Below are 21028 nucleotides of genomic sequence, written 5' to 3'. Positions count from 1 at the left end.
CCTTCACGCGGTTCCCCCGGCTCGCCGGCCCACGGCCGCGTCGTCGAATTCGGGCTCGTCAAAGTCGTTGGGCGGCTCGACGATGGCCACGGTCGCGGTGTTCGCGGACACGCCGGTCACCGTCTCCGGCTCCTCCGGCATGAACTCCTGGACCACCGGCACTTCTGGAGCCTTTTCAACAGGCCGCGGTTGTACTTCCTGTGGCTCCGACTTCAGCAGTCGCGCGACGGCCCGGGGCAGGGCGGCGGTCTCGATGGTCAGCGGAACGCCCGCGATGCGCACCACCCCGCCGCGCTCGGTGCGCAGCAGCCGCGCCTGGCCACGGGCCCCGCCGACGGCCAGGACCCGCGCGGCGACCGGCTCGGCGGGCGGCTCGGGGCAGACGACGAACGCCGCGTCGGCGGTCGGTTCGGTGCCGGGGAAGCGCGGGTGCACGCCCGCCGTGACCTGCACCGCGCCGGCCGGGAGGACAAGGCCGAGCTGCGCCGCGATGGCCTGGATCAGGGCGCGGGTGGTGCGCGGGTCGCCGGCGCCGGCGGTCAGGCGCGGGCCGGTGTGCAGGTCGAGGTACACGACGAGGTCTTTCGCCGTCATCCCGAGGGCCACGGGCAGCGGATCGCCGCCGTCGGGCTCGGGCAGGTCCGCGCGCTCGGCCCACCACAGGCGCGGGTCGTGCTCGTCGGGGGCGAACGGCTCCGGGGGCGTGCCCGGGTCGCGCCCGGCCAGCAGGACGGCCGTGGACGTGGGGCCGACGAGCACCGCGTACGGCTGGGCGGGCCCGCCGCTCGCGGCCCGCAGTGCCCGGTCGGCGTCGGCGCGGGTGGCCGGGTCGGCGAGGGCGCGCGTGAGGCGGCGCAGGCTCAGGCGGTACCGGAGCCAAAGCCGAAAGGGGCGGACGAACGCGGCGCCGGTCAGTCTCAGCTCGCGGCCGGCCCGCCGGAAGACGACCTTCCAGCCGCCCGCCCGGCGCACGGCCCGGGTCGCGAGAATCAGGGCCAGAATGAACAGGCCCAGCCCGCCGATGAGCAGGCTGATCGGGCCCCGATTGCGCGAGAAGAAGTCGATCACGCGGCCTGCTCCAGCACGGCCCGCAGGGCGCGGACGGCGTGGTGGGTGCGGCTCTTCACCGTGCCCGGCGGGATGCCCAGCCCGGCGGCGACGTCCTCGCCGGCCCGGCCGAGCAGGTGGACGTGCACCAGGATCTCGCGCTGGGCGTCGGGCAGGCGGCGCAGCCCGTCGGTGAGCACCACCCGGTCGCAGACGGTCTCGGCCAGGTTGCCGTGGTCGGGCCGGTCCACGCCGAGCTCCGGGGCCAGGCCCGCCGGCACCGCGCGCCGCTTGCGCCACGCGTCGATGACCAGGTTGCGGGCCGTGCGGAACAGCCACATCCGGATCGGGCGGGCGTCGCGGTCCAGCCGGTCCGCGTCCTGCCAGGCCCGCAGCAGCGTCTCCTGGACGATGTCCTCGACGTGGTGCGGGTCGGTGGTGACCAGGGACGTGACGTACCGGTGCAGGGCGGGCTGCTCCCGCAACAGTGCGTGGCCGAGACAGGGACGCTCGACGGTGCTCAAACGTGGTTCCTTCCGCGCGGTGCTGACTGGAATGTCATCGGTTGCCGGATAGCAACAGGTGAACGCGGCGTGACCTGACGGCCACCCGCGACCGACAAATCATCTCCGTCGATGCCCTCACGGCGTTTTCCGCGAAAATATGTTTAATTCGGACAAATGCCGATTAGAGTGCACGGGTGATCACCGCCGAGACCGTGCACGACCTGGACCGTGAACTGATCTGGATCACCGTCGAGGGGCGGCTGACCCTGGCCGAGAAGCTGGACATGCGGGTCTGGATCGGCAAGGCCCTGGTCGCCTGCCCGCGCGCGGTGATCGTCGACCTCACCGCGTTCGACGACCCGACCGGCACCGCCGCCTCGATGTTCCAGGCGGCGGCCGACAGCGCCCGCGAGTACTACGGCGTGCTGCTGCTCTGGGTGACCCCGGCCGGCGGGCCGCTGCGCACCCAGCTCGACCTGGGGTTCTGGCGGCGAAAGCTGCACCTGTTCGAGGACCGGGCCCGCGCCGGGGTCGCCGCCCAGGCCGGCCCGCCGCCGCCGGAGCGCTTCCGGCTCGCGCTGGACCCCGACGGCCTCGCCCCGAGCCGGGCCGCGCTGCTCGCCCAGGACGCCTGCACGATGTGGGGCGTGCCGGAGGTGACCGCGGCGGCGCGGCGGGTCGCGTTCGAGCTCGTGCACAACGCGGCCGTGCACGCCGGGACCGCGATTGCCGTGACCGTCAGCCTTCGCGGCAGCTACCTGCATCTGGGCGTACGCGACGGGCGGCCCGACGCTCCCGCCCGGCTGCTGCCGCTGCGGCGTAGCGATCCGGTGCTGGCCGACCCGCCCGGCGACGGGCTGCATGTCGTGGACCGCAACGCCACCGCCTGGGGCTGCGCCGCCGACGGGCACGGCAAGACGGTCTGGGCCGTGATTCGCCTGCCCGGGTCGGTGGCGCCCTAGGCGTTCTTGAGACGGGCCATCGCCTCGGCGCGGTCGGCGGGGCGGTCCTCGTCGTGGCCTCGCCGTGCGGCGTAGGTGGCGATGAGCCCGTGCAGCGCGTACCGGCCGCCCGGACGGCGCTGGATCAGGTGCTCGTCGGCCAGGCAGGCCAGGTGCGCCTCGGCATCCGCCCCGAGCAGTGCGGCCGCGTCCCCGGCGCCGAGGTCCGGGCCCGGGTGCAATGCCAGGCGGCGCAGGAGCAGCTGCGAGCGGGGCGGCAGCTTGCGGTACGACTGCTGGAACACGCCCTCGAGGCCCTCGTCGAGCTCCAGGCGCCCGCGGCCCTCGTCGAGCCGGTCGGCGTGGTCGGTGACCGTCCAGCCGGGCCGCGCCGCGATGTCGCCCGCCGCCCGGTCCAGGGCCAGCGGCAGCCCGCCGCAGTGCAGGGCGATCCGGCGGTACGCCGAAGGGTCCGAACCGACCGGCACCCCCGGCACCCGGGTGCGCAGGAACCGCTCGCCGTCCTCAGCGCCGAGCGGACCGACCTCGACCGCGGGCCCGCCGATCCGCCGCCGCGACGTGACCAGCGCCTCGGCGGCCGGGAACGCCTCCAGGATCGGGTGGACCTGCTCGGCCGAGGCCGCGTTGTCCAGCACCAGCAGGGCCCGCCCGCCGATCGCCAGCCGCAGCAGCGCGTCGAGGACCTGGCCGGGTTTCGCCGGTGGCAGCGCCGCGTCGGGATGGAAGCCGCGCAGGTCGGCGTACACGGTGACCTCGAAGCGCCCGTCCGCGGCGAGGCGGTGCGCGGCGTGCACGGCCAGGGCGGTCTTGCCGGCCCCGGGCATGCCGGTCAGCACGGTGAGCGGCCCGTCGATGCGGGCCAGCTCGGCCGCCCGCCCGACGAACGCGGCGGGCCCGGGCGGCAGCCGGTCGGCCACCCGGATCTGGGCCGCCGTCTCGGTGCCGACCCGCCCGTCGCGCAGCGCCTCCCGCCACCGGGCCAGGTACTCGGGATAGTCGTGCAGCGCCTGCACCACCGCGACCATCAGGTCCGCGTTGATGCGCCGCCGGCCGAGCTTGAAGCAGTCCACGACGGTACTGCGCCGCGCCAGCTCGTCCGCCCGCCGCCCGGCCGCCCGCCAGCGCTGGTTGATCCGCCGCGTGATCGTCTCGAACGACGGGTCCCCGGCCCACACCTTGAGCCCGCGCAGGCAGCCGACCAGTTCGTCGAGGCCACGCGCCCGCGCGGGGTCGGGCGGCGCCAGCGCCATCGGTGACCCCCGTTTCGCTCGTGCAGGCATCGTACGGTGCCAAAGCGCTTGGTTGGTTCCCGTGGCAAGTCCACACGATTCCGTACGGACAACCGGGTCCCAACCCATAGCGGCATCGAAACTCATGCCCGTACCTTCTGGCGTAACCAGGCACCGCGGCCGCTCACCCCCCGGGCGGCCGCGGGTTTTCACTGTCGTAGTACCGGTACAGCAGGTACGCGGCGAGCCCCGTCATCAGATGCCAGACGGCATGGCCCTGCACCGGTGAGTGCGGGTCGCACAGCCAGGTCTGGGTCGCGTTCCACACCCCGAACGCGACGAGCATCGCGCCGATCGAGGCGTACGCGAAGCCCGGCCGGCCGGTGGTCTCCCCGCGCCGGATGATCGCGATCTCCAGCCCGGCCGCGGCGGCGAGCAGCAGCCCGAAGGCGACGTTGCCGGCGTACATGACGACCGGGATCGGCTCGTGCCACAGCCCGGCCAGCTCGCAGCCCGCGACCCCCGCCGCGAAGGTGACGCCCATCGCCGCCCAGCCCGCCCGCCGCCACCGCATCACGGCGTAGGCGAACGCGAACGCGGCGATCAGGTACATGCTCAGCACGTCGAGGCCGCCGCCGGCCGCGCTCTGCGTGGCGTGCATGGCGGCGCTGCCCGGCCCGAGCAGGACCACGATGCAGGCCATCACGGTCTTGATCGGCTTGCCGCCCCGGCCGGCCGCGATGAGCAGTCCGGCCACGACGAACCCCAGGTTGCTGAACGTGTTCGCCGGCTGTTTCACCAGCCCGGCCCGCGCCGCCTCGCAGAACGTGTTCCCGCGCCCGACGTCCGGCCCGAGCCAGCCGCGGGCGACCGCGAGCGCGAGCAGCCCGCACGAGACCACGGCCGTCGTGGCGGCGGCCACGACCGGGAGCCTGGAGATCCGAGCGTTCATCGAGTGTCGATTATGCGGTGCACTACGCTGTCCGCGTGTCCACTGAGCGGATCGACACCTCGGTAGCCCATCCCGCCCGCCGGTACAACTACTGGCTGGGCGGCAAGGACAACTTCGCCGCCGACCGGGCCTCCGGCGACGCGATCGCGGCGGCCTGGCCCAGCGCGCCGATCGCCGCCCGGGAGAACCGCCGCTTCCTGCAGCGCGCCGTGCGCTACCTCGCCGGCGAGGTCGGCATCCGGCAGTTCCTGGACATCGGCACCGGGCTGCCGACCGCCGACAACACCCACGAGGTCGCGCAGGCCATCGCGCCGCAGACCCGCGTCGTGTACGTCGACAACGACCCGATGGTCATGGTCCACGCCCGGGCGCTGCTGACCAGCGCGCCGGAGGGCCGCACCGCGTACCTGGAGGCGGACCTGCGCGAGCCGGGCCGCATCCTGGCCCACCCCGAGGTCCGCTCCACCCTGGACTTCAGCCGGCCGATCGGGCTGATGCTGGTCGCGGTCCTGCACTTCATCCACGGCGAGGGCGCGGGCCTGCCGATCGTCCGGGAGCTGCTGGCCGCCCTGCCGCCCGGCAGCTACCTGGTGGCGAGCAACGCGACCAAGGACCCGTCGCCGCCGGCCGTCGCCGCCCTGTACGACCGGATGCTCGCGGCCGGCCAGACCGACATCTGGCCCCGGGACCGGGCCGAGTTCAGCGCCCTGTTCGAGGGCCTCGAGCTCGTCGACCCGGGCGTGGTGCTGGTCAACGACTGGCGCTCCGAGAACGAGCCGCCGCCCCGCCCGACCGGCGCCGAGGTGGCCGTCTACGGGGCCGTCGGGATGCTTGGGGAGCGGTAGTTCGGGGCAACGGGGTGGGATGGCCGACCACGAAGATCGTCCCGCCCCGCTGATCCGCCCCCCTGAGCTGCGCGTCGAGGGCGAGCGGTCGGCGTCGCGGCTCGAGCTGTTCTTCGACCTGGCGTACCTGCTCGTCATGGCCGAACTCGCCACCGACCTGGCCAAGGACCTCACGTGGGCGGGCGCGGCCAGGTTCGCCGGGCTGTTCGTGGTCACGTGGTGGTCGTGGGTCACCGTCACGCTGTACGCCAACCGCTTCGACACCAACGACGTCATCTATCGCCTGGCCAAGCTCGCCGGCACCGCCGCGGTCATCGGCATGGCGGCGGGCATCGGCACCGCGGCCGTGTTCGCCGGCTGCTACCTCGCCACCCGGGTCCTGCTGTTCCTGCTGTACCTGCGGGCGTGGCGGCACGTCGCCGACGCCCGCGCCACGATCCGCATCTACCTGGCCGGGATCGCCGCGGGCGCCGCGCTCTGGGCGGTGTCCCTGGCCGTCGACGGTACGGCCCGCTACGTCCTGTGGACCGCCGGCCTCCTCGCCGAGGCCGCCGCCCCGATCCTCGCCACCCGCTTCGGCGGCGGCGTCCCGCTCCATGTCGACCACCTGCCGGAGCGCTTCGGCCTGTTCGTGATGCTCGTGCTCGGCGAGTCCATCATGTCGATCGCCACCGGCATCCACGAGACCGAATGGCGGGCGGCCCCCGTCGCCGCGGCCGGCATCGCCTTCGTCGCCGTCTCCGCCGCCTGGTGGAACTACTTCGACCTCGGCGGCGCGGCCGGCAAGCGCCGCCTCGAGGACGAGGGCGACGACCAGGAGAGCTGGGTCCCCGACGCCTACATCTACGGCCACCTGCCGCTCACCCTGGGCCTGGCGATCTTCGCGGTCGGCGCCGAGCAGTACATCGTCCACCCCGCCGACGAACTGCCCGACGCGGCCCGCTGGGCCCTGCACGGCGGCATGGCCCTCTTCCTGGCGGGCACCGCCGCCGTCGTCGCCGGCACCTCCGGCCGGTGGCGCGCGGCCTGGCCGTGGCCGAGCCTGGCCGTGCCCGCGGTGATCGCGATCGCGGTGGCCGACGACGTGGTCGACGCCGTGCCCACCCCGCTCGCCGTGGCCCTCACGGGGCTGATCGTGGTGCTGACGGTCCTGGGCGGCCTGTGGCGCCAGCGCCGGGGCCGCCTGCAGACTGCGGAGACGTGACGTTCGTATTCTTGACCACGTGGAGCTGCGCGAGACCTTCGACGAGGACGCCGAACGGTACGACCGGGCCCGGCCCCGGTACCCGGCGCAGGTGTTCGATGATCTCGTCGCGGCCGGAGTACCGTCCGGGGCCAGGGTGCTGGAGATCGGCTGCGGCACCGGGCAGGCGACCGTGCCGCTGGCGGAACGGGGCTACCGGATCGTGGCCGTCGAGCTGGGCGCGGACCTGGCCGACGTGGCGCGGCGAAATCTGGCCGGGTTCGGCTCGGTGGAGGTCGTGACGGCCGCGTTCGAGGACTGGCCCCTGCCCAGCGAACCGTTCGACGTGGTGTTCTCCGCGACGGCGTTTCACTGGATCGATCCGGCCGTGCGGGTGACGAAGTCCGCCGACGCCTTGCGGCCCGGTGGTCTGCTGGCCACCGTGGGAACCCACCACATCGCCGGTGGAACCTGGACCGAGCCGTTCTTCGCCGAGATCCAGCGGTGTTACCAGCGCTTCGATCCCTCGACCCCGCCGGGCCTGCGTCTTGAAGGTGCCCGGGACATTGCGCAGGACGATCGGGAGCTGACCTCGTCGCAGCGGTTCGGGCCGGCGAGCTTCCACCGGTACGAGTGGGAGCTGCCGTACTCGACCGCGGCCTACCTGGATGTGCTGCTGACCTACTCCGGTCACCGTGCCCTGCCGGACGCGCAGCGGAACGGCTTGCTGCACGCCATCGCGCGGCTCATCGACGCCGACCACGGGGGCCAGGTCGTCAAGCGCTACCTGACCGAGCTGAGGACCGCCCAGCGGGTCCGGTGAGCGGCGGTCGGCTACCGCGATTTCAGGCACAGGAACCGGTCGTACCCGGTGTGCTGCCGTCCGGTGGACCCGGCGGGACACCCCTTGGCGTCGTCGGCGAACCCGGCGAGCCCGAACACGCCCGGCCCGCGCCCGCAGTCGTCCCTGGTCGCCGGCGTGTACTGGTTGCCGGGCCAGTTGACGCAGTCGCCGGGCTTGGCGATGTAGGACTTGCCGTCACCCTGCACCAGGCACAGGACCCCGCCCTTGGCGTCCTTGACCTCGACGCGGGTGATCGTCTCCGCCGGGCACCCCTGCTTGTCGGCGGCGCGGGCGGTGACCTTCCCGAAGTACCCCTCGGCGCACGCCTCCTCGGCGATCTGGTCGTTGAGCGCCCGGGCCGCGTTGGTGCTGCCGACGTAGACACAGTCCCCGGCCACGATCGCCCCGCCGCCACCTCCGGGGTCGCCGGGGTGCGGGTCCTTGACGTTGCGGGTGCAGTACACCTTGCCGCTGCTGCCGTTGACGGCGGACTTCTCCTGCACGGCCAGGTCGGTGTCGTCAGGACATCCGTCGCCGCCTGCCTGGCCCCCCGCCGCGGTCCCCACTGTCCCGACCGCCGTGATCTTTGCGAGCGCCTTGGCGTCGTCGCAGCCGATCGGGCTGTACTGCTTCGACTGCTCGATCGCCCGCTTGATCTCCGGCGTCAGCGGACTCGGCGTGGGCCGGGTCCAGCTGTTCTTGGACACGTAGATGCAGGACCCGACGTTCCACCCCACCGCGGCCGCGGGCGTGCCGCCTTGCCCGGCATCGCCCTTCCCGCCTGCCTGCCCGACGAGCCACACGACACCGCCGGCGACCGCGAGCAACACGATGGCGGCGACGACCCCGACGACCACGAACAGCCCCTTGCGCCGCTCGCCCGCCGCTCCCGGGTTCGGCGCGTACGGCGGCTGATACGGCTGCTGCTGATACTGCGGCGGCGGCTGCTGGTAGGCCGGCGGGTTCTGCGCGGCCCACGGATCGGTGCCCGGCATCGACCCGGTCGCGGGAAACTGGCCGGTGACCGGTACGTGCCCCGTCGGATCGTGCCCGGCCCACGGATCGATGGGCTCCTGCTGTGGCTGGTTCGGCTGCATGGTCGTGTCCTCCCCGATGGTCACGAAACGCATTCACCGTAGTGGATAGCCATCCGTCACCTCGAAGTGACGCTCGGTCGACCCCTGGTCGCCTGGTCGATGTCTTCCTCGCGTGTGCCTCGATCGCTACGGTGAGTGGATCGCCTGCCGCTGCACGGAGACGCGTATGGAGGCCTGTGTTGTCCAACAGCAATGCGTCGAGCGGCGTCCGGCTCGCGGCCGGTGTGCTGCTGGCCGTCGGCACCGGGCTCGCCGTCACCTATCTGACCAACGTCGTGCCGGTGCTCGGATTCATCGCCGGCCTGCAGGTGACGCTGCTGACGCTGCAGGTCGAGTCGATGCTCCGCGAGCGCCACGACGACCAGAAGACGACCCGCCAGAACCGGATCATCGCCGGTATCGAGCGGGTCCAGTGGATTCCCGACATGGTCGACAAGATTGTCCGCTCGACGGCCGCGGTCGAGGAGAAGTACCCGAACACCATCGCGACCGAGGCGAGCCACCGGGTGCTGGAGAATTGCGTCAACGAACTGGCCCGGCTCGAATTGGGACACGTGCTGTTCGACTACGAGGAAATCGGCCCGCTGGTGGTGCAGGCCGACCGGTCCCGGCGCAGCATCGTGTCGACCAGCCTGCAGAGCGTGGACCTCGATTGGTGGCTCTCGCCCCTGGGTGAAAAGTACTGGCAACGCCTCCAGGAGGCGATGCGCCGCGGCGTGCATTGCGAGAGGGTCTTCATCTACCACGACTGGAACGACGACCTCGACCGGCTCGCTCGCGAACAATCCGCAGGTGGCGTCCACGTACTTCGCGTCCATCGAGACAAGTTGCCGCCGCATTTGCGGCTGGACCTGATAATTTGGGACGACGACTGCGGCTACGAGACCCGATCGAACGAGCGCGGCGAAGGTCAGTGGAACTATTTTACGTTCCAGGCCGAGGAAATTCGGCAGCTGGTCATCAATTACAATCTCATTTACAATTCGTCCATAAATCTCGAGGGAGACAATCGCTCTTGCATACTGCATTAGCGTTGCGGCGGGCGGCCCTTGCGGATCTGCCGGCATTGACGGCGTTGGAGCAGGAGCTGTTCGGGAGCTCCTGCTATCCGTACTCGGTCCTGCGGCAGGTCGTCGACACGTTCGGGTCGGGGCTGCGGGTGGCCGTGCGGGACGACGCCATCGTCGGGTACTCGCTGACCATGGTGGCCGAGGAGCCGTACACGGCCTGGCTGTGGTCGATGGGCGTGCACCCGGCACACCGGCGCGAGGGCATCGGCACGGCGCTCGTGGCCGGCGTGCTGGAGGGGATGCAGCGGGCCGGCGTCAAGCGGCTGCTGCTGACCGTGGACCCGGCCAACGAGGTCGCGGTCGCGCTCTATGCGGCGTTCGACTTCCGGATCGTCTCCGCCACGGACGGCTATTTCGGGCCGGGCGAGGACCGGCTCGTCATGGAGCGCTCCTGCTGAGCGGCGCCTGAGTCGCCGCGCGCCCGCACCGCCCGCCTCATGGAGCGCTCCTGCTGGCGGCGCCTGCGTCGCCGCGCGCACGCACCGCCCGCTTCGTGGAGCGCTCGTGCTGGGCGTCGCCTGCGTCGCCGCGGGTACGCCTCGCCCGCCTCATGGAGCGCTCGTGCTGGGCGTCGCCTGCGTCGCCGCGCGTACGCACCGCCCGCCTCCCAGGGGCGGCGACGGTGACCACGCTCGCCGCCGCGATCAGCAGGAACAGCACCGTCCAGCGGTGATGCACGCCCGCCCACGTCGCGGCCGGGCTCGTCGCCGGCACGAACATCGGCGGTCGTACCGGTACCAGGGCCACGGCAAGCACCAGCAGCAACGCGGCCGGGGCGGCGACCGGCCCGCCCACGCCCCGGGCCGCCCACCGCCACGCCGTCGCGGCGGCCAGCAGCGACAGGCCGCCGATCGTCGCGACCTCGAGGGTCAGCCCGCCCACCGGCAGGTGCGGATCACCGGTGACCGCCACCGCCGCGACCCACCACACCGCGAAGGCCAGCGCCGCCGCCAAGGCCCGGATCGCGGCCGGCAGCCACCGCGGCACCGGCACCACCACCGTCGTCGGCTTCGCCGGGTCGTCGAACACGAACGCGAGCCCGACCGAGGCACACACCGCGGCCAGCCGAATCAGGTTCGCGTGGTCGTCGACACCCAGGTCGACGCCGAGCACCACCGGCACCGCCACGACCAGCAGGCCCGCCCCCGCCGCACCGAGCAGCGGCCCGCGGCGCATGGCCCGCACGGTCGGCCCGATGAGGGCGAGGGCGGCGGTCACGCGGCGCATGTCATGCGCTCCTCGGCCGGAGGCGCCGCCGGTACCGGAACGCCGAGCAGCTCGCCGAACCGCTCCAGCGTGGTGTCGGCCGCCGTCAGCTCCGCCCAGTGCGCGCGGACCACGGCGGTCGTCGCGTCGACCGGCCGGGTCAGCAGGGTCAACGCCGGGGCCGCGTCGCGGTCCGGGACGGCGATGGACGTCAGCAGGCTCTCGTCGGACAGGGTCACCGCACCCCACGAGGAGTCGTCCGCGGCCCGCAGCCCGCGGGCGGCCGCCGGGGTGGCCTGCCCGACCAGCCAGATCAGCAGCGCACCGCGGGCCCCGCAGATCGGCTGCTGCGTCGCGAGGGCGGTCCCGGTCATCACCCGGTACGCCACGGCCCCGGCGAACGTGGCCGCGGCCCGGTCCGGCCCCCAGTCCGCGCCGATCGTGACCGCCTCGGCAAACCCGGCCGCGGCGTCGGCGTCCTGCCAGCCGGCGACCCGCTCCTCATCGGCGGTCGCGCTGCTGGTGAACGACCCGGTCGCGTCCGGCCGCCCGACGAGCCAGACCCGCTGCCGCACCACCAGCGCCGGCCCGGCGACGGCGGGCGCGGGACGGGTCACACCGGCGACGACCGAGGCCCAGGAGGGGATCCAGGCCTCGAACTCGCCGAGTGCGCAGTACCGTGCGTCGCCGACCTGCCGGCAGTTCTCGACGGGCGCCGGGTCCCGGGTCACCTCGGCCCGCAGCCGCTGCACGCCCGGATCGGCGCGGAACTGCACCACCCCCGCGACGGCGGTCACCGCGACGGCGACGCCGAGCGGCACCAGCACGCGCCGGGCCCCGGACCGGGCCAGCGCCAGCAGCGCGACCACGGCGACCAGCCCGGCCACGTAGAGGAGGTGCCGCCCCGACGCCCGATCCACGAGTGCTGCCGGCAGCGGATAGCTCCGATCCAGCGGCGTGATCGGCGTCAACCCCAGCAGCCACGGACGCCCCAGCGCCCCGGCGGCCAGCGCGGCGAACATCGACACCACGATGAGCACCAGCACGAGCGGCGCCGCCACCGCCGACCGCGCCAGCCGCCCCAGCAGCACCCCGACCACCCCGAACAGCACCACAACCACCGGCGTGGTCAGCACCTCGAACGGATCGGGCCGCCCCACGGCACCCGGCAGCAGCGCGAGAACCCCGAGCCGGACACCGGCGAGGAGCGTCACCACCAGCGCATAGGGCACCAACGCCAGCAACACCGCCCCCACCCGCCACGCCGGCGGCAGGACGAGGGTCCCGTCGAACTCCTCGGTACGGTGCCGATGCCCCCGCAGCACCGCCAGGTTCGCCGTCATCAGCGCCCCGCTGCCGAGCGCGAACACGGCGACCACCTGCAGATCGACCGCGGCGTCGGGCAGCACCGGAAACCCGTCGGCGCTGCCGCTCACAAGGCCGTAGACCCACGGCGCCAGAAACAGCCCGACCGCCACGATCGTGAGCGGATGCCGCACCAGCCGCACCGCCTCGGCCCGCGCGAGCGCCACCATGGCCCACCCATGCCCAGCCCGCCGCGCGGCGGTGACGGGTGCCGGCGGCGCGGTCAGCAGGTCAGCCACGGCTCGCTCCCTGGTCGGCGCCGCGTCTCCTCGTGAGGCGCGGCGCGGTCAGCAGCTCAGTCACGGCTCGCTCCCTGGTCGGCGCCGGAACTCGCCCGGACCGCAGTACGAATGCTCGGGTCGCCGGCGACGCACCCGACGGGCAGCAGGTCAGCCACGGTCATCACCGTCCGCGGGGGCGTCGACGAGCATCAGGTAACCGTCCTCGATCGTCGGGGTCAGGAGTTCGGCGCCTGGTGGGGGCTCGCCAACGTGGCGGAACAGGCCGGTGCCGGTGCGCCACGAGGCCAGGGCGGCCGGTTCGCGCGCCGCGCTCGTCCACACCCGGCCCTCGGCGAGCGCGGCCAGGCCGGTCGGCGGCCCGGTGAAGCGGACCCGGCCCTGGTCGATGACGATGACGTCGCGGCACAGGGACATGACGTCCTCGGTCTGGTGGGTGGAGAGCAGCACGACGCGGTGCTCGCCCAGGTCGGCGAACAGCTCGCGGAACCGCATCCGCTGCTGCGGGTCGAGGCCGACGGTCGGTTCGTCGAGGATCAGCAGCTCGGGGTCGCCGACCAGTGCGGCGGCGAGGGCGACGCGCTGGCGCATGCCGCCGGACAGGCTGCGGATGCGGGCGCGGCGGTGCTGGTCGAGACCGACCGCGGCCAGGACGCGGCGGACCTCGTTGTGGCGCTGCCGGCGGTCGGTGAGCTCCTTGAGGATCGCCACGTAGTCGACGAACTCGAAGGCGGTGAAGGTCAGGTGGAAGCCGGGGTCCTGCGGCAGGTACCCGAGGCGCCGCCGCACGCTCAGCCGCCCCGGCGCGCTCAGCGGGTCGTGGCCGAGCACCGACAGCTCGCCCGCGTCGGGGGTCACGGCGGTAGCGAGGATGCGCAGCAGGCTGGTCTTGCCGGCGCCGTTCGGACCGAGCAGGCCGGTCACGCCCGTCGCCAGCCCGATCGTGACGTCGTCGAGGGCGACGGTCCGCCCGTACCGCAGCCGCAGCCCAGTGGCCCGCACGGCGATGTCAGTGCCGGTGCTCGTGGTCATCGGGGTCTCCTCGTGAGGCGCGGTGCGGTGACGGCCGTGGCGGGTCGTGGGCCGCACCCGCCGGCCGGCCGCACGGCGGTGTCAGTGCCGGTGCTCGTGGTCATCGGGGTCTCCTCGTGAGGGGCGCTGCGGTGACGGCCGTGGCGGGTCGTGGGCCGCAGCCGCCGGCCGGCCGCACGGCGGTGTGAGTGCTGGTGCTCGTGGTCATCGGGGTCTCCTCGTGGGGGGAGCTGCGGTGACAACCGGGACGGATCCAGGGCCGCACGGCGGTGTGTGTGCCCATGCTGGTGGTCATCGGGGTCTCCTCGTGAGGGTGCGGCGCGGGAACAGCCGGGACGGGTCGTAGGTCCGGGCCCGGTGGGCGAGGGCCACCCCCGCCACGACCGCGGCGGCGGCGCTGGTCAGCTGGCCCGCCGGGGTGAACGGGGCGGAGAGCGTGGCCGCGACGAGCACGACCCAGCCGCAGCCGACCGCGACCGCCGCCGGGACCATGCCCAGCCGAGTCGCCAGCAGCAGGGCGAGGACCGTCAGGGCCAGGGACGGCAGGAACCAGCCGGCCGCGGCGAGGCTCAGGTCGGGCAGGGTCAGGCAGGCCGCGGTGCACAGGACCGTGTTCACGGCGACGACCGCGGCGACCCGCAGGAGCAGCAGCCGCAGGGCGCCGATCGGGGCGACGAGGCCCAGCTCGTACGTCGGGTCGATGCCCGGCCCGAACGACGCCGCCACGCTGACCAGCGGCAGCACCGGCGCCGCGGCCAGGAACAGCACCGGTGCCGCGGCCCAGGCGAACAGCACGGTGAGGGTCAGCGTCAGCGCGATCGCGGCCAGCCAGGACATCCGCAGCGCCGGGGTCGCGGCGAGCAGCCGGGCGGTGGCCTCGGGCACCCCGGTCCGCCGCAGCACCCGCTCGACCGGACCGGGGACCGGCGCGTCCAGGGCGGCGTCCAGCGCGGCCCAGCCGTCGTCGAGCAGCGCCGGGCCGGCCGCCGCGGTGAGCCGGGCCCGGCAGGCGGGGCAGGCCAGCAGGTGCGACTCGACGGACCACAGCAGCGGCGGCGCGCACCGGCCGGCCGCGTAGTGGTGCAGGTCGTCGTCGGGCAGATGCCACGCGGCGGTCGCGGGGAAGGAGGTCATGTCAACTCCAGGCGAATGTGACGGCGGGCGCGCATGGCGCGGGACGTGACCGTGCCGGGCGGGATGGCGGCCAGGTGCCACGCGCCGGTCGCGGGGAAGGAGGTCATGTCAGCTCCAGGCGAGGTTGGCGGCGGGTTTCGGCCGTGCCGAGCGGGTTGCCGAGCTGGCGGCGGGTTTCGACTGTGCCGAGCGGGTTGCCGAGCTGGCGGCGGGTTTCGACTGTGCCGAGCGGGTTGCCGAGCTGGCGGCGGGTTACGACCGCGCCGAGCTGGCGGCCTATTTCGGCCATGCCGGGCCGGATGCCGGGCTCGGCAGTGGACAGGTCGTCGGGTTGATGCCACGCGCCGGTCGAGGGGGAGGGGGTCATGTCAGCTCCTGGCGAAGTTGGCGGCGGGCGCGCATGGCGCGGGACTTGACCGTGCCGGGCGGGATGCCGAGCAGGGCCGCGGCCTCGGCGGTGGACAGGCCGTCCAGGACGGTGGCCTGCATGACGGCGCGCAGCTCGGGGGAGAGGCGGGCCAGCGCGCCGGCCAGGTCGCCGTGCTCGACGCCGGCGAGGACCTGTTCCTCGGCCGAGGGTTCGTCGCGGCCGCGCAGCCGGGCGAGGAGGCGGGTCAGGCGCTGCCGGGCGCCGTGGCCGCGCATCGCGTCGATGAGCCGGCGGGACCCGATCCGCCACAGCCAGCCGGGGACGTCGCCGTCGTCGCGATGCCGTGCCGCGCCCCGCCACACGTCCAGGAACGTCTCCTGGACGACGTCGTCGACGACGGCCGGGTCCGGACATCGGTACCGCAGGCGCATCGTCAGCCACACGCCGTGGCGCCGGTAGAAGGCCTCGAACGCCCCGCGGTCCCCGCCGGCGATCAGCAGGAGCAGGTCCCGGTCCTCCGTCACGTTTCCCCTCACACCCCCTCATCGGATCGAGTGCCCGGTTCGGTTCACGCCCGGAGCGAAAAGTTGCCGAGTGCCCGGTTCGGTTCATGCCCGGGGCGAGACGTTGCCGAGTGCCCGATCGGTTCACGCCCGGGGCGAGACGCTGCCGAGTGCCCGGTTCGGTTCATGCCCGGGGCGAAACGTCGCCGAGTGCCCGATCGGTTCACGCCAGGAGAAAAATCGTTGCCGCGCTCAGCCGCGCCCGCGTGGCGTCGATGACCACGGCATGACCGGATGGATCAGGAGGCTCGCGCGCGCTCTGCCCAGCGGCCGCCCCCTGCCGGCCCGCGAGTGGAACCCGCGCCACCGCGCGATCCTGTGGATTCTCGCCCTGCACATCGGCGGGCTGTTCGCCTTCGCCCTGGTCCGCGGGCACGGGGTGGGCGGGGCGACGCTGGCGGTCATCCCGCTCGGCGTGGCGTTCGCCGCGGCCGCGCAGCGGGTGTTCTCCCGCAACGTGCGCGCCGGGGCGGCCACGCTGGGGCTGATGGCCAGCTCGGCGGTGCTCGTCCAGCTCGGCGACGGCGTGATCGAGATGCACTTCCACTTCTTCGTGATGCTGTTCGTCATCACCTTCTACCAGGAGTGGCGGGCGTTCCTGCTCGCGGCCGGGTTCGTGCTGGCCGAGCACGCCGTGGTCGGGGTGCTGGCGCCGCAGCTGGTGTACGACCACTCCGAGGCCCAGCACCACCCGGTGCAGTGGGCGCTGGTGCACACCCTGTTCATCGCCGGCGCGGCGGTCGCGGCCATCGTGAACTGGAGCTTCGCCGACCGGGCGCACGACGCGGAGCGGCGCATCGCGGCCCGCATGGAGTACGAGGCCGAGCGCGACCCGCTGACCGGCGTGTTCAACCGGCGCGAGTTCGACCGGCGGCTGGCCGGCGCGTCAGACGGTACACACGCGGTGGTTTTCCTTGATCTTGACCGCTTCAAGATTGTGAACGACAGCTGCGGGCATGCGGCCGGCGACACGCTGCTGTGCCAGGTCACCGACCTCATGCGGGACACGCTGCGGGCCGGGGACGTGCTGGCCCGGGTCGGCGGCGACGAGTTCGTGATCCTGCTGCACGGCAGCACCGCCGAGCAGGCCGCGGTCGTCGCCGAGCGGCTGCGCCGGGTGGTGGGCCAGCACCGGTTCCCGTATCAGGGCCGGGACTTCACCGTCGGGCTCAGCGCGGGCGTCGCGGCGGTCCACGAGGGCGACGACCGGCAGGCCGTCATGCGGGCCGCCGACGCCGCCTGCTACGCCGCCAAGCACCACGGCCGCAACCGGGTGCACGTGGTCTCCGCCGGCGACAAGGACCTGGCCCGGCAGGGCGGGCAGGCGCACTGGGCCGAGCGGCTCATGAACGCCATGAATCAGAACACCCTCGTCTTGTACTACCAGCCGATCGTCCCCACCGCCGGCCCGACCGGCGCCAGGTTCGGCGAGCTGCTCGTGCGGATGCGCGGCGACGACGGCGGGCTCATCGGGCCGGGCGTGTTCCTGCCGGCCGCCGAACGGTACAACCTCGTCACCGCCATCGACCGCTGGGTCATCGGCGCCGCGCTGGAGCGGCTCGCCGAGCGGTACCGCGACGCCGATCCCGGCGACGAGGTCTTCTCGATCAACCTGTCCGGCAGTTCGCTGGGGGACGCGAGCCTGCTGCAGTACATCCGCGACGAACTGGAGGAGCACGGCGTCCCGCCCCGCGCGATCTGTTTCGAGGTGACCGAGACGGTGGCGGTGGGCGATGTCGGGCGGGCGGTCGCGTTCATCCGCGAGCTGCGGGCGCTGGGCTGCCGGTTCGCGCTGGACGACTTCGGCAGCGGGCTGTCGGGCTTCACGTACCTCAAGCAGTTCCCGGCCGACCTGGTGAAGATCGACGGCTCGTTCGTGCGGGGCATCGTGCACGATCCGCTGGACCGGGCCGTGGTCGAGTCCGTGCACCGGATCAGCCACGAGATGGGGCTGCGCACGATCGCCGAGTTCGTCGAGGACACCGAGATCCTCGAGGCCCTGCGCGCGATCGGGGTCGACTACGCGCAGGGCTACGGGACCGGCGCCCCGGTGCCGTTCGACGGGTGGCTGGCCGAGCATGCACTGGAGGTACCGGCGGCGGTCGCCTAACTGTCGAAGCCGAAGCCAATCTTGTCCATGGCGCGCAGCCACAGGTTGCGCCGGCCGCCGTTCGCGTCGGCGCTGATCATGGCCTGGCGGGTCAGCTGCACGCCGGCCCAGCGCACCGGCTCGGGCGGGAACGGCAGCGGCCGCTCGCGGACCATGCGGGTGCGCGTGCGTGCGGTGTCGGCCCCTTCGAGGAGGTCCAGCATCACCTCGGCGCCGAAGCGGGTGGCGCCGACGCCGAGGCCGGTGAATCCCGCCGCGTACGCGACCCGCCCGCCGTGCCCGGTGCCGAAGAACGCCGAGAACCGCGTGCACGTGTCGATCGCGCCGCCCCAGGCGTGCGTGAATCGCAACCCGTCCAGCTGCGGAAACGCGAGGAAAAACTGTTCCGCGAGTTTTCCGTACGTTGCCGGGCGGTGCTCGTAGGACTTCCGGACCTTGCCGCCGAAGTGGTACACGGCGTCGTAGCCGCCCCACAGGATCCGGTGGTCGCGGGTGAGCCGGAAATAGTGGAACTGGTTGCCGCAGTCGGACATGCCCTGCCGGTTGCGCCAGCCGATCGACTCCCGCTGGGCTTCGGTGAGCGGCTCGGTGACCAGCGCGTAGTCGTACACCGGGACCACGTAGGCGCGGGTGCGGCGCAGCAACGACGGAAACACGTTCGTGCCCAAAGCAACTTTCCCGGCAACGAGTTTCCCGCCGCCGGTGTTGCCGTTGCCGGACTTTCCGGCGGTGTTTCCGGCGGTGTTTCCGGCGGCGGTGTGCAGGGCGACGCCGGCGCCCTCGCGGACCAGGCGTTCGACCCGGCTGCCCTCGAACACGCGCACGCCGAGCCGCTCGCACGCCGCCGCGAGGCCCCAGGTGAGGCGGGCGGGGTGCAGCAGGGCGGTACCGTCGCGATCCCACATCCCGGCCAGGAACCGCGGCGAGTCGATCTCCCCGCGCAGCGCGTCGGCGTCGAGGAAGTCCACGTCGGCCCCGAGCCGCCGGGCCGCCGCGGCATGGGCGCGCAGCTGGGCCACATGGTGGGGCTCGGTGGCCACGTCGAGCTCGCCGGTCCGCTCGAAGTCGCAGTCGATCTCGTACCGCCTGAGCGACGCCTCGATCGCCGCCAGGTTCTCGGCCCCGAGCCGCTCCAGTTCGCCCAGCTCGTCGGGCCAGCGCCGCAGCCCGTTGCCCAGGCCGTGGGTGAGGCTGGCCGCGCAGAATCCGCCGTTGCGCCCGGAGGCGGCGTGCCCGATCCGGTCGCCCTCGACGAGCACGACGTCGAGGCCGGGATTGCGCTCCTTGGCGATGAGGGCGGTCCACAGCCCGCTGTACCCGCCGCCGACGACGGCCAGGTCACACGTCAGCTCGCCGGTCAGCGGCGCCCGGGCGGCGGGCCGGCCCGGGTCCTCCAGCCAGTACGGCGTGAAGGTGACATCGGCGAGCGAGGCTATGGACATGCGCCTAATCATCACCGTTGTCAACGGCGTAGTCAACGGCGTTGACAACGGTGTTGAGCGTGAGCTTCCCGACAGGGCCCTACGATTGAGGGCGACCGCCGGATTGGGACAGGAGCCCTGATTGCGAACTCGCGCCGCGCTGACGCCCGAGCTGATCATCGACACCGCGAGCCGCCTGGCGGCCACCGCCGGCGCCGACGCACTCACCGTCCGCCGCCTGGGTAAGGAATTGGGCGCCGACCCGACCGCGATCTACCGCCACTTCCGCGACAAGGACGAGATCATCCTCGAGGTCGCGGACCGCCTCGTCGCCGCCACCGTCGAGGCCCTCCCGCCCGGCCTGCCGTGGCGCCCGCGCCTGGAATGGCTCGCCCGCCAGACGGTGCGCATGTTCGTCGCCCACCCGGCGATCGCCCCGATCGTGGCCCTGCGCACCACCCGCCGCCCCGGTGAGTTCCGCAACGTCGAAGCGGTCCTCGGCGCCCTGCGCGAGGCGGGCCTGACCGAGCAGCAGGCCGCCTTCCAGCACCTCGTCTACTCGGAAACCGTGTTCTCGTACGCCGCGATGTGCAGCGCCTACGCCGCCCTCGACGAGTCGAGCCGCCAGGGCGACGAGGCCGCCTGGTCGCACGAGTACCGCTCCCTGCCGGCCCAGCGCTACCCGAACATCGCGGCGTCGGCCCGGTACCTGGCCGGCATCGACGACGACATGGTCCTGGAGGGCATCGTCGAGGCCCTGCTGGACCGCGTGCAGATCCTCGCCGCCGCGAATGGATGACGTCCTCGGCATGATCGCCGCCGAGCGCCGGGGGATCGCGGACCTGGTCTCATCGCTGACCCCCGCCCAGCTCGCCACGCCGAGCCTGTGCGGCGACTGGACCGTGCGCGACGTGGCCGGTCACCTCATCGCGCCGCTGGCCGGTGGGTCCCTCGCCCTGCGGTACCTGGTGCGGAGCGGGTTTCGGCTGCATACGGCGAACGCCCGCCTCGCCCGGCACATGGGCGCGCGGCCGCCTGCCGAGATCGCGGCGGTGCTGCGCGACAAGGCCGAGCACCCGTTCCGCCCGCCGATCGTGGGGTTCGCGGGGCAGTTGACCGATCTGCAGGTACACGGGCAGGACATGCGGCGGCCGCTCGGCCTTCCGCACGCCTTGGAGCCTTCTCGGCTGCTGGTGTCGCTGCGCTTTCTGGTGTCGGGGCGGGCGCCGGGCTTCGTCCCGAAACGCGGGCGCATCGAGGGGCTCCGCTTCGAGACCACGGACCTGGACTGGACCTCCGGCGACGGCCCTCCCGTCCGCGGCCCCGCCGAGGCGGTCCTGCTCGCGATCTGCGGCCGCCCCGCCGCGCTGCAAGACCTGACCGGCGACGGCGTCGCGTTGCTCCGGGAGCGAATCTCGGCCTGAGTCCCGGACCTCCTCAGCCGCGCGCATCGCCTCGTGCCGGTCGATCAGCATCGGGATCGCCGTGTGAATCCACCACGGAAGGTGCACGACGCCGGCGGACATCCCGTGGCCCGGGTTGAACTCGGGCAGGTAGACGGTCGCCGCCTCGCCCAGCCAGGCCGTGTTTTCATGGCCGGCCGGCGGTTCGCCGGTGACGTCGTCGATCGCGTCGGTGAGCAGCGCGTGCAAGGTGGCCGCGTCGCCGGGCAGTGGCGTGCCGGCGAACCGCGCCCGCAGTTCGCGCCAGAGGTAGTGGTTGCCGCGCGCCACGAAACTGGATGCAAGCCGCTCGAACAAGGAGCCGACCGTGCGCGGAGGTACTACTGCACGGTCTCGTCGAGGGCGACGAGCCGCACCTCCCGCTGAGTGATGTCGGCGAGCACGGGGATG

21 protein-coding genes are annotated in these 21028 nt (G+C 73.3%); 9 read left to right on the top strand and 12 right to left on the bottom strand.

Annotated elements, in window-relative coordinates; all coding sequences use genetic code 11:
- Window positions 1–3: 3 nt before the first annotated feature.
- Window positions 4–1068 carry a hypothetical protein gene (locus tag ACQPZ4_RS26855; RefSeq protein ID WP_433040789.1) on the bottom strand — a complete coding sequence of 355 codons (1065 nt, stop codon included), beginning with the start codon at window positions 1066–1068 and terminating at the stop codon, window positions 4–6.
- On the bottom strand, window positions 1065–1571 hold the full coding sequence (locus tag ACQPZ4_RS26850) for a sigma-70 family RNA polymerase sigma factor (RefSeq protein WP_433040786.1): 507 nt from the start codon (window positions 1569–1571) through the stop codon (window positions 1065–1067). Before ACQPZ4_RS26850 ends, ACQPZ4_RS26855 begins: the two co-directional genes overlap by 4 nt.
- Window positions 1572–1747: 176 nt before the next feature.
- Here ACQPZ4_RS26850 and ACQPZ4_RS26845 point away from each other — a divergent pair, with 176 nt between their 5' ends.
- Window positions 1748–2515, top strand: a complete 768-nt coding sequence (locus ACQPZ4_RS26845) for an ATP-binding protein (protein WP_433040784.1) — start codon at window positions 1748–1750, stop codon at window positions 2513–2515.
- Here the strand turns inward: ACQPZ4_RS26845 and ACQPZ4_RS26840 are convergent.
- Both ACQPZ4_RS26840 and ACQPZ4_RS26835 read right to left on the bottom strand, forming a co-directional pair.
- A complete protein-coding gene (locus ACQPZ4_RS26840; protein ID WP_433040781.1) occupies window positions 2512–3765 on the bottom strand; it encodes a hypothetical protein in 1254 nt (417 codons plus the stop codon). The genes ACQPZ4_RS26845 and ACQPZ4_RS26840 overlap by 4 nt on opposite strands.
- 163 nt (window positions 3766–3928) lie before the next feature.
- Complete coding sequence (locus ACQPZ4_RS26835) at window positions 3929–4696, bottom strand: ceramidase domain-containing protein (RefSeq protein ID WP_433040778.1); 768 nt, start codon at window positions 4694–4696, stop codon at window positions 3929–3931.
- Window positions 4697–4731: 35 nt separating this feature from the next.
- Between ACQPZ4_RS26835 and ACQPZ4_RS26830 the strand changes: the two genes are divergently transcribed.
- From ACQPZ4_RS26830 to ACQPZ4_RS26820, 3 genes are read left to right on the top strand one after another with little or no spacing between them, the layout of a single operon-like run.
- Window positions 4732–5541, top strand: coding sequence for an SAM-dependent methyltransferase (locus tag ACQPZ4_RS26830; RefSeq protein ID WP_433040775.1), 810 nt, complete (start codon window positions 4732–4734; stop codon window positions 5539–5541).
- 19 nt (window positions 5542–5560) lie between these two features.
- Window positions 5561–6745, top strand: a complete 1185-nt coding sequence (locus tag ACQPZ4_RS26825; RefSeq protein WP_433040772.1) for a low temperature requirement protein A — start codon at window positions 5561–5563, stop codon at window positions 6743–6745.
- A gap of 19 nt (window positions 6746–6764) precedes the next feature.
- A complete protein-coding gene (locus ACQPZ4_RS26820) occupies window positions 6765–7547 on the top strand; it encodes a class I SAM-dependent methyltransferase (RefSeq protein ID WP_433040770.1) in 783 nt (260 codons plus the stop codon).
- A gap of 11 nt (window positions 7548–7558) precedes the next feature.
- Here ACQPZ4_RS26820 and ACQPZ4_RS26815 read toward each other — a convergent pair whose 3' ends face one another.
- Window positions 7559–8698 carry a hypothetical protein gene (locus ACQPZ4_RS26815; protein ID WP_433040767.1) on the bottom strand — a complete coding sequence of 380 codons (1140 nt, stop codon included), beginning with the start codon at window positions 8696–8698 and terminating at the stop codon, window positions 7559–7561.
- A gap of 146 nt (window positions 8699–8844) precedes the next feature.
- Here ACQPZ4_RS26815 and ACQPZ4_RS26810 point away from each other — a divergent pair, with 146 nt between their 5' ends.
- Both ACQPZ4_RS26810 and ACQPZ4_RS26805 read left to right on the top strand, forming a co-directional pair.
- A complete protein-coding gene (locus ACQPZ4_RS26810) occupies window positions 8845–9696 on the top strand; it encodes a hypothetical protein (RefSeq protein WP_433040764.1) in 852 nt (283 codons plus the stop codon).
- A 35-nt stretch (window positions 9697–9731) separates the two neighbouring features.
- Window positions 9732–10133 carry a GNAT family N-acetyltransferase gene (locus tag ACQPZ4_RS26805; RefSeq protein WP_433040761.1) on the top strand — a complete coding sequence of 134 codons (402 nt, stop codon included), beginning with the start codon at window positions 9732–9734 and terminating at the stop codon, window positions 10131–10133.
- Window positions 10134–10170: 37 nt separating this feature from the next.
- Here the strand turns inward: ACQPZ4_RS26805 and ACQPZ4_RS26800 are convergent, their stop codons facing one another.
- From ACQPZ4_RS26800 to ACQPZ4_RS26775, 6 genes are all read right to left on the bottom strand, one after another.
- Window positions 10171–10962, bottom strand: a complete 792-nt coding sequence (locus ACQPZ4_RS26800; protein ID WP_433040758.1) for a hypothetical protein — start codon at window positions 10960–10962, stop codon at window positions 10171–10173.
- Entirely contained in the window at window positions 10950–12545 is a 1596-nt protein-coding gene (locus tag ACQPZ4_RS26795) for a hypothetical protein (RefSeq protein ID WP_433040755.1), read from the bottom strand. The genes ACQPZ4_RS26800 and ACQPZ4_RS26795 overlap by 13 nt, the downstream gene beginning before the upstream one ends.
- 150 nt (window positions 12546–12695) lie before the next feature.
- Window positions 12696–13577, bottom strand: coding sequence for an ATP-binding cassette domain-containing protein (locus ACQPZ4_RS26790; RefSeq protein ID WP_433040752.1), 882 nt, complete (start codon window positions 13575–13577; stop codon window positions 12696–12698).
- A gap of 291 nt (window positions 13578–13868) precedes the next feature.
- Window positions 13869–14711 carry a hypothetical protein gene (locus tag ACQPZ4_RS26785; RefSeq protein WP_433040749.1) on the bottom strand — a complete coding sequence of 281 codons (843 nt, stop codon included), beginning with the start codon at window positions 14709–14711 and terminating at the stop codon, window positions 13869–13871.
- 103 nt (window positions 14712–14814) lie between these two features.
- Window positions 14815–15078: a hypothetical protein gene (locus tag ACQPZ4_RS26780; protein WP_433040746.1), complete on the bottom strand. Its 264-nt coding sequence runs from the start codon at window positions 15076–15078 to the stop codon at window positions 14815–14817.
- Complete coding sequence (locus ACQPZ4_RS26775) at window positions 15075–15605, bottom strand: RNA polymerase sigma factor (protein ID WP_433040743.1); 531 nt, start codon at window positions 15603–15605, stop codon at window positions 15075–15077. The genes ACQPZ4_RS26780 and ACQPZ4_RS26775 overlap by 4 nt, the downstream gene beginning before the upstream one ends.
- A gap of 265 nt (window positions 15606–15870) precedes the next feature.
- Here ACQPZ4_RS26775 and ACQPZ4_RS26770 point away from each other — a divergent pair, with 265 nt between their 5' ends.
- Window positions 15871–17754, top strand: coding sequence for a putative bifunctional diguanylate cyclase/phosphodiesterase (locus ACQPZ4_RS26770; protein ID WP_433040740.1), 1884 nt, complete (start codon window positions 15871–15873; stop codon window positions 17752–17754).
- On the opposite strand, the gene ACQPZ4_RS26765 is transcribed toward ACQPZ4_RS26770, so the two are convergent.
- Window positions 17751–19196: an NAD(P)/FAD-dependent oxidoreductase gene (locus ACQPZ4_RS26765; protein WP_433040737.1), complete on the bottom strand. Its 1446-nt coding sequence runs from the start codon at window positions 19194–19196 to the stop codon at window positions 17751–17753. The genes ACQPZ4_RS26770 and ACQPZ4_RS26765 overlap by 4 nt on opposite strands.
- 121 nt (window positions 19197–19317) lie before the next feature.
- Between ACQPZ4_RS26765 and ACQPZ4_RS26760 the strand changes: the two genes are divergently transcribed.
- Both ACQPZ4_RS26760 and ACQPZ4_RS26755 read left to right on the top strand, forming a co-directional pair.
- Window positions 19318–19974 carry a TetR/AcrR family transcriptional regulator gene (locus ACQPZ4_RS26760; RefSeq protein ID WP_433040734.1) on the top strand — a complete coding sequence of 219 codons (657 nt, stop codon included), beginning with the start codon at window positions 19318–19320 and terminating at the stop codon, window positions 19972–19974.
- Window positions 19967–20599 (top strand): maleylpyruvate isomerase family mycothiol-dependent enzyme, encoded by a 633-nt coding sequence (locus ACQPZ4_RS26755; protein ID WP_433040731.1) that lies wholly within the window; start codon window positions 19967–19969, stop codon window positions 20597–20599. Before ACQPZ4_RS26760 ends, ACQPZ4_RS26755 begins: the two co-directional genes overlap by 8 nt.
- Window positions 20600–21028: the final 429 nt, after the last annotated feature.

Source organism: Dactylosporangium sp. CS-033363 (assembly GCF_050942475.1).
Lineage (GTDB): Bacteria > Actinomycetota > Actinomycetes > Mycobacteriales > Micromonosporaceae > Dactylosporangium.
Note: the sequence above shows the minus strand (reverse complement) of the source record. Positions and strands in the feature narration are given on the sequence as shown.

Excerpts from the sequence above, each read along its gene's own strand:
- ACQPZ4_RS26840 (WP_433040781.1), bottom strand. The coding sequence starts at position 3,765 with ATGGCGCTGGCGCCGCCCGACCCCGCGCGGGCGCGTGGCCTCGACGAA.
- ACQPZ4_RS26835 (WP_433040778.1), bottom strand. The coding sequence starts at position 4,696 with ATGAACGCTCGGATCTCCAGGCTCCCGGTCGTGGCCGCCGCCACGACG.
- ACQPZ4_RS26825 (WP_433040772.1), top strand. The coding sequence starts at position 5,561 with ATGGCCGACCACGAAGATCGTCCCGCCCCGCTGATCCGCCCCCCTGAG.
- ACQPZ4_RS26815 (WP_433040767.1), bottom strand. The coding sequence starts at position 8,698 with ATGCGTTTCGTGACCATCGGGGAGGACACGACCATGCAGCCGAACCAG.
- ACQPZ4_RS26800 (WP_433040758.1), bottom strand. The coding sequence starts at position 10,962 with ATGCGCCGCGTGACCGCCGCCCTCGCCCTCATCGGGCCGACCGTGCGG.
- ACQPZ4_RS26790 (WP_433040752.1), bottom strand. The coding sequence starts at position 13,577 with ATGACCACGAGCACCGGCACTGACATCGCCGTGCGGGCCACTGGGCTG.
- ACQPZ4_RS26785 (WP_433040749.1), bottom strand. The coding sequence starts at position 14,711 with ATGACCTCCTTCCCCGCGACCGCCGCGTGGCATCTGCCCGACGACGAC.
- ACQPZ4_RS26780 (WP_433040746.1), bottom strand. The coding sequence starts at position 15,078 with ATGACCCCCTCCCCCTCGACCGGCGCGTGGCATCAACCCGACGACCTG.
- ACQPZ4_RS26770 (WP_433040740.1), top strand. The coding sequence starts at position 15,871 with ATGACCGGATGGATCAGGAGGCTCGCGCGCGCTCTGCCCAGCGGCCGC.
- ACQPZ4_RS26765 (WP_433040737.1), bottom strand. The coding sequence starts at position 19,196 with ATGTCCATAGCCTCGCTCGCCGATGTCACCTTCACGCCGTACTGGCTG.
- ACQPZ4_RS26755 (WP_433040731.1), top strand. The coding sequence starts at position 19,967 with ATGGATGACGTCCTCGGCATGATCGCCGCCGAGCGCCGGGGGATCGCG.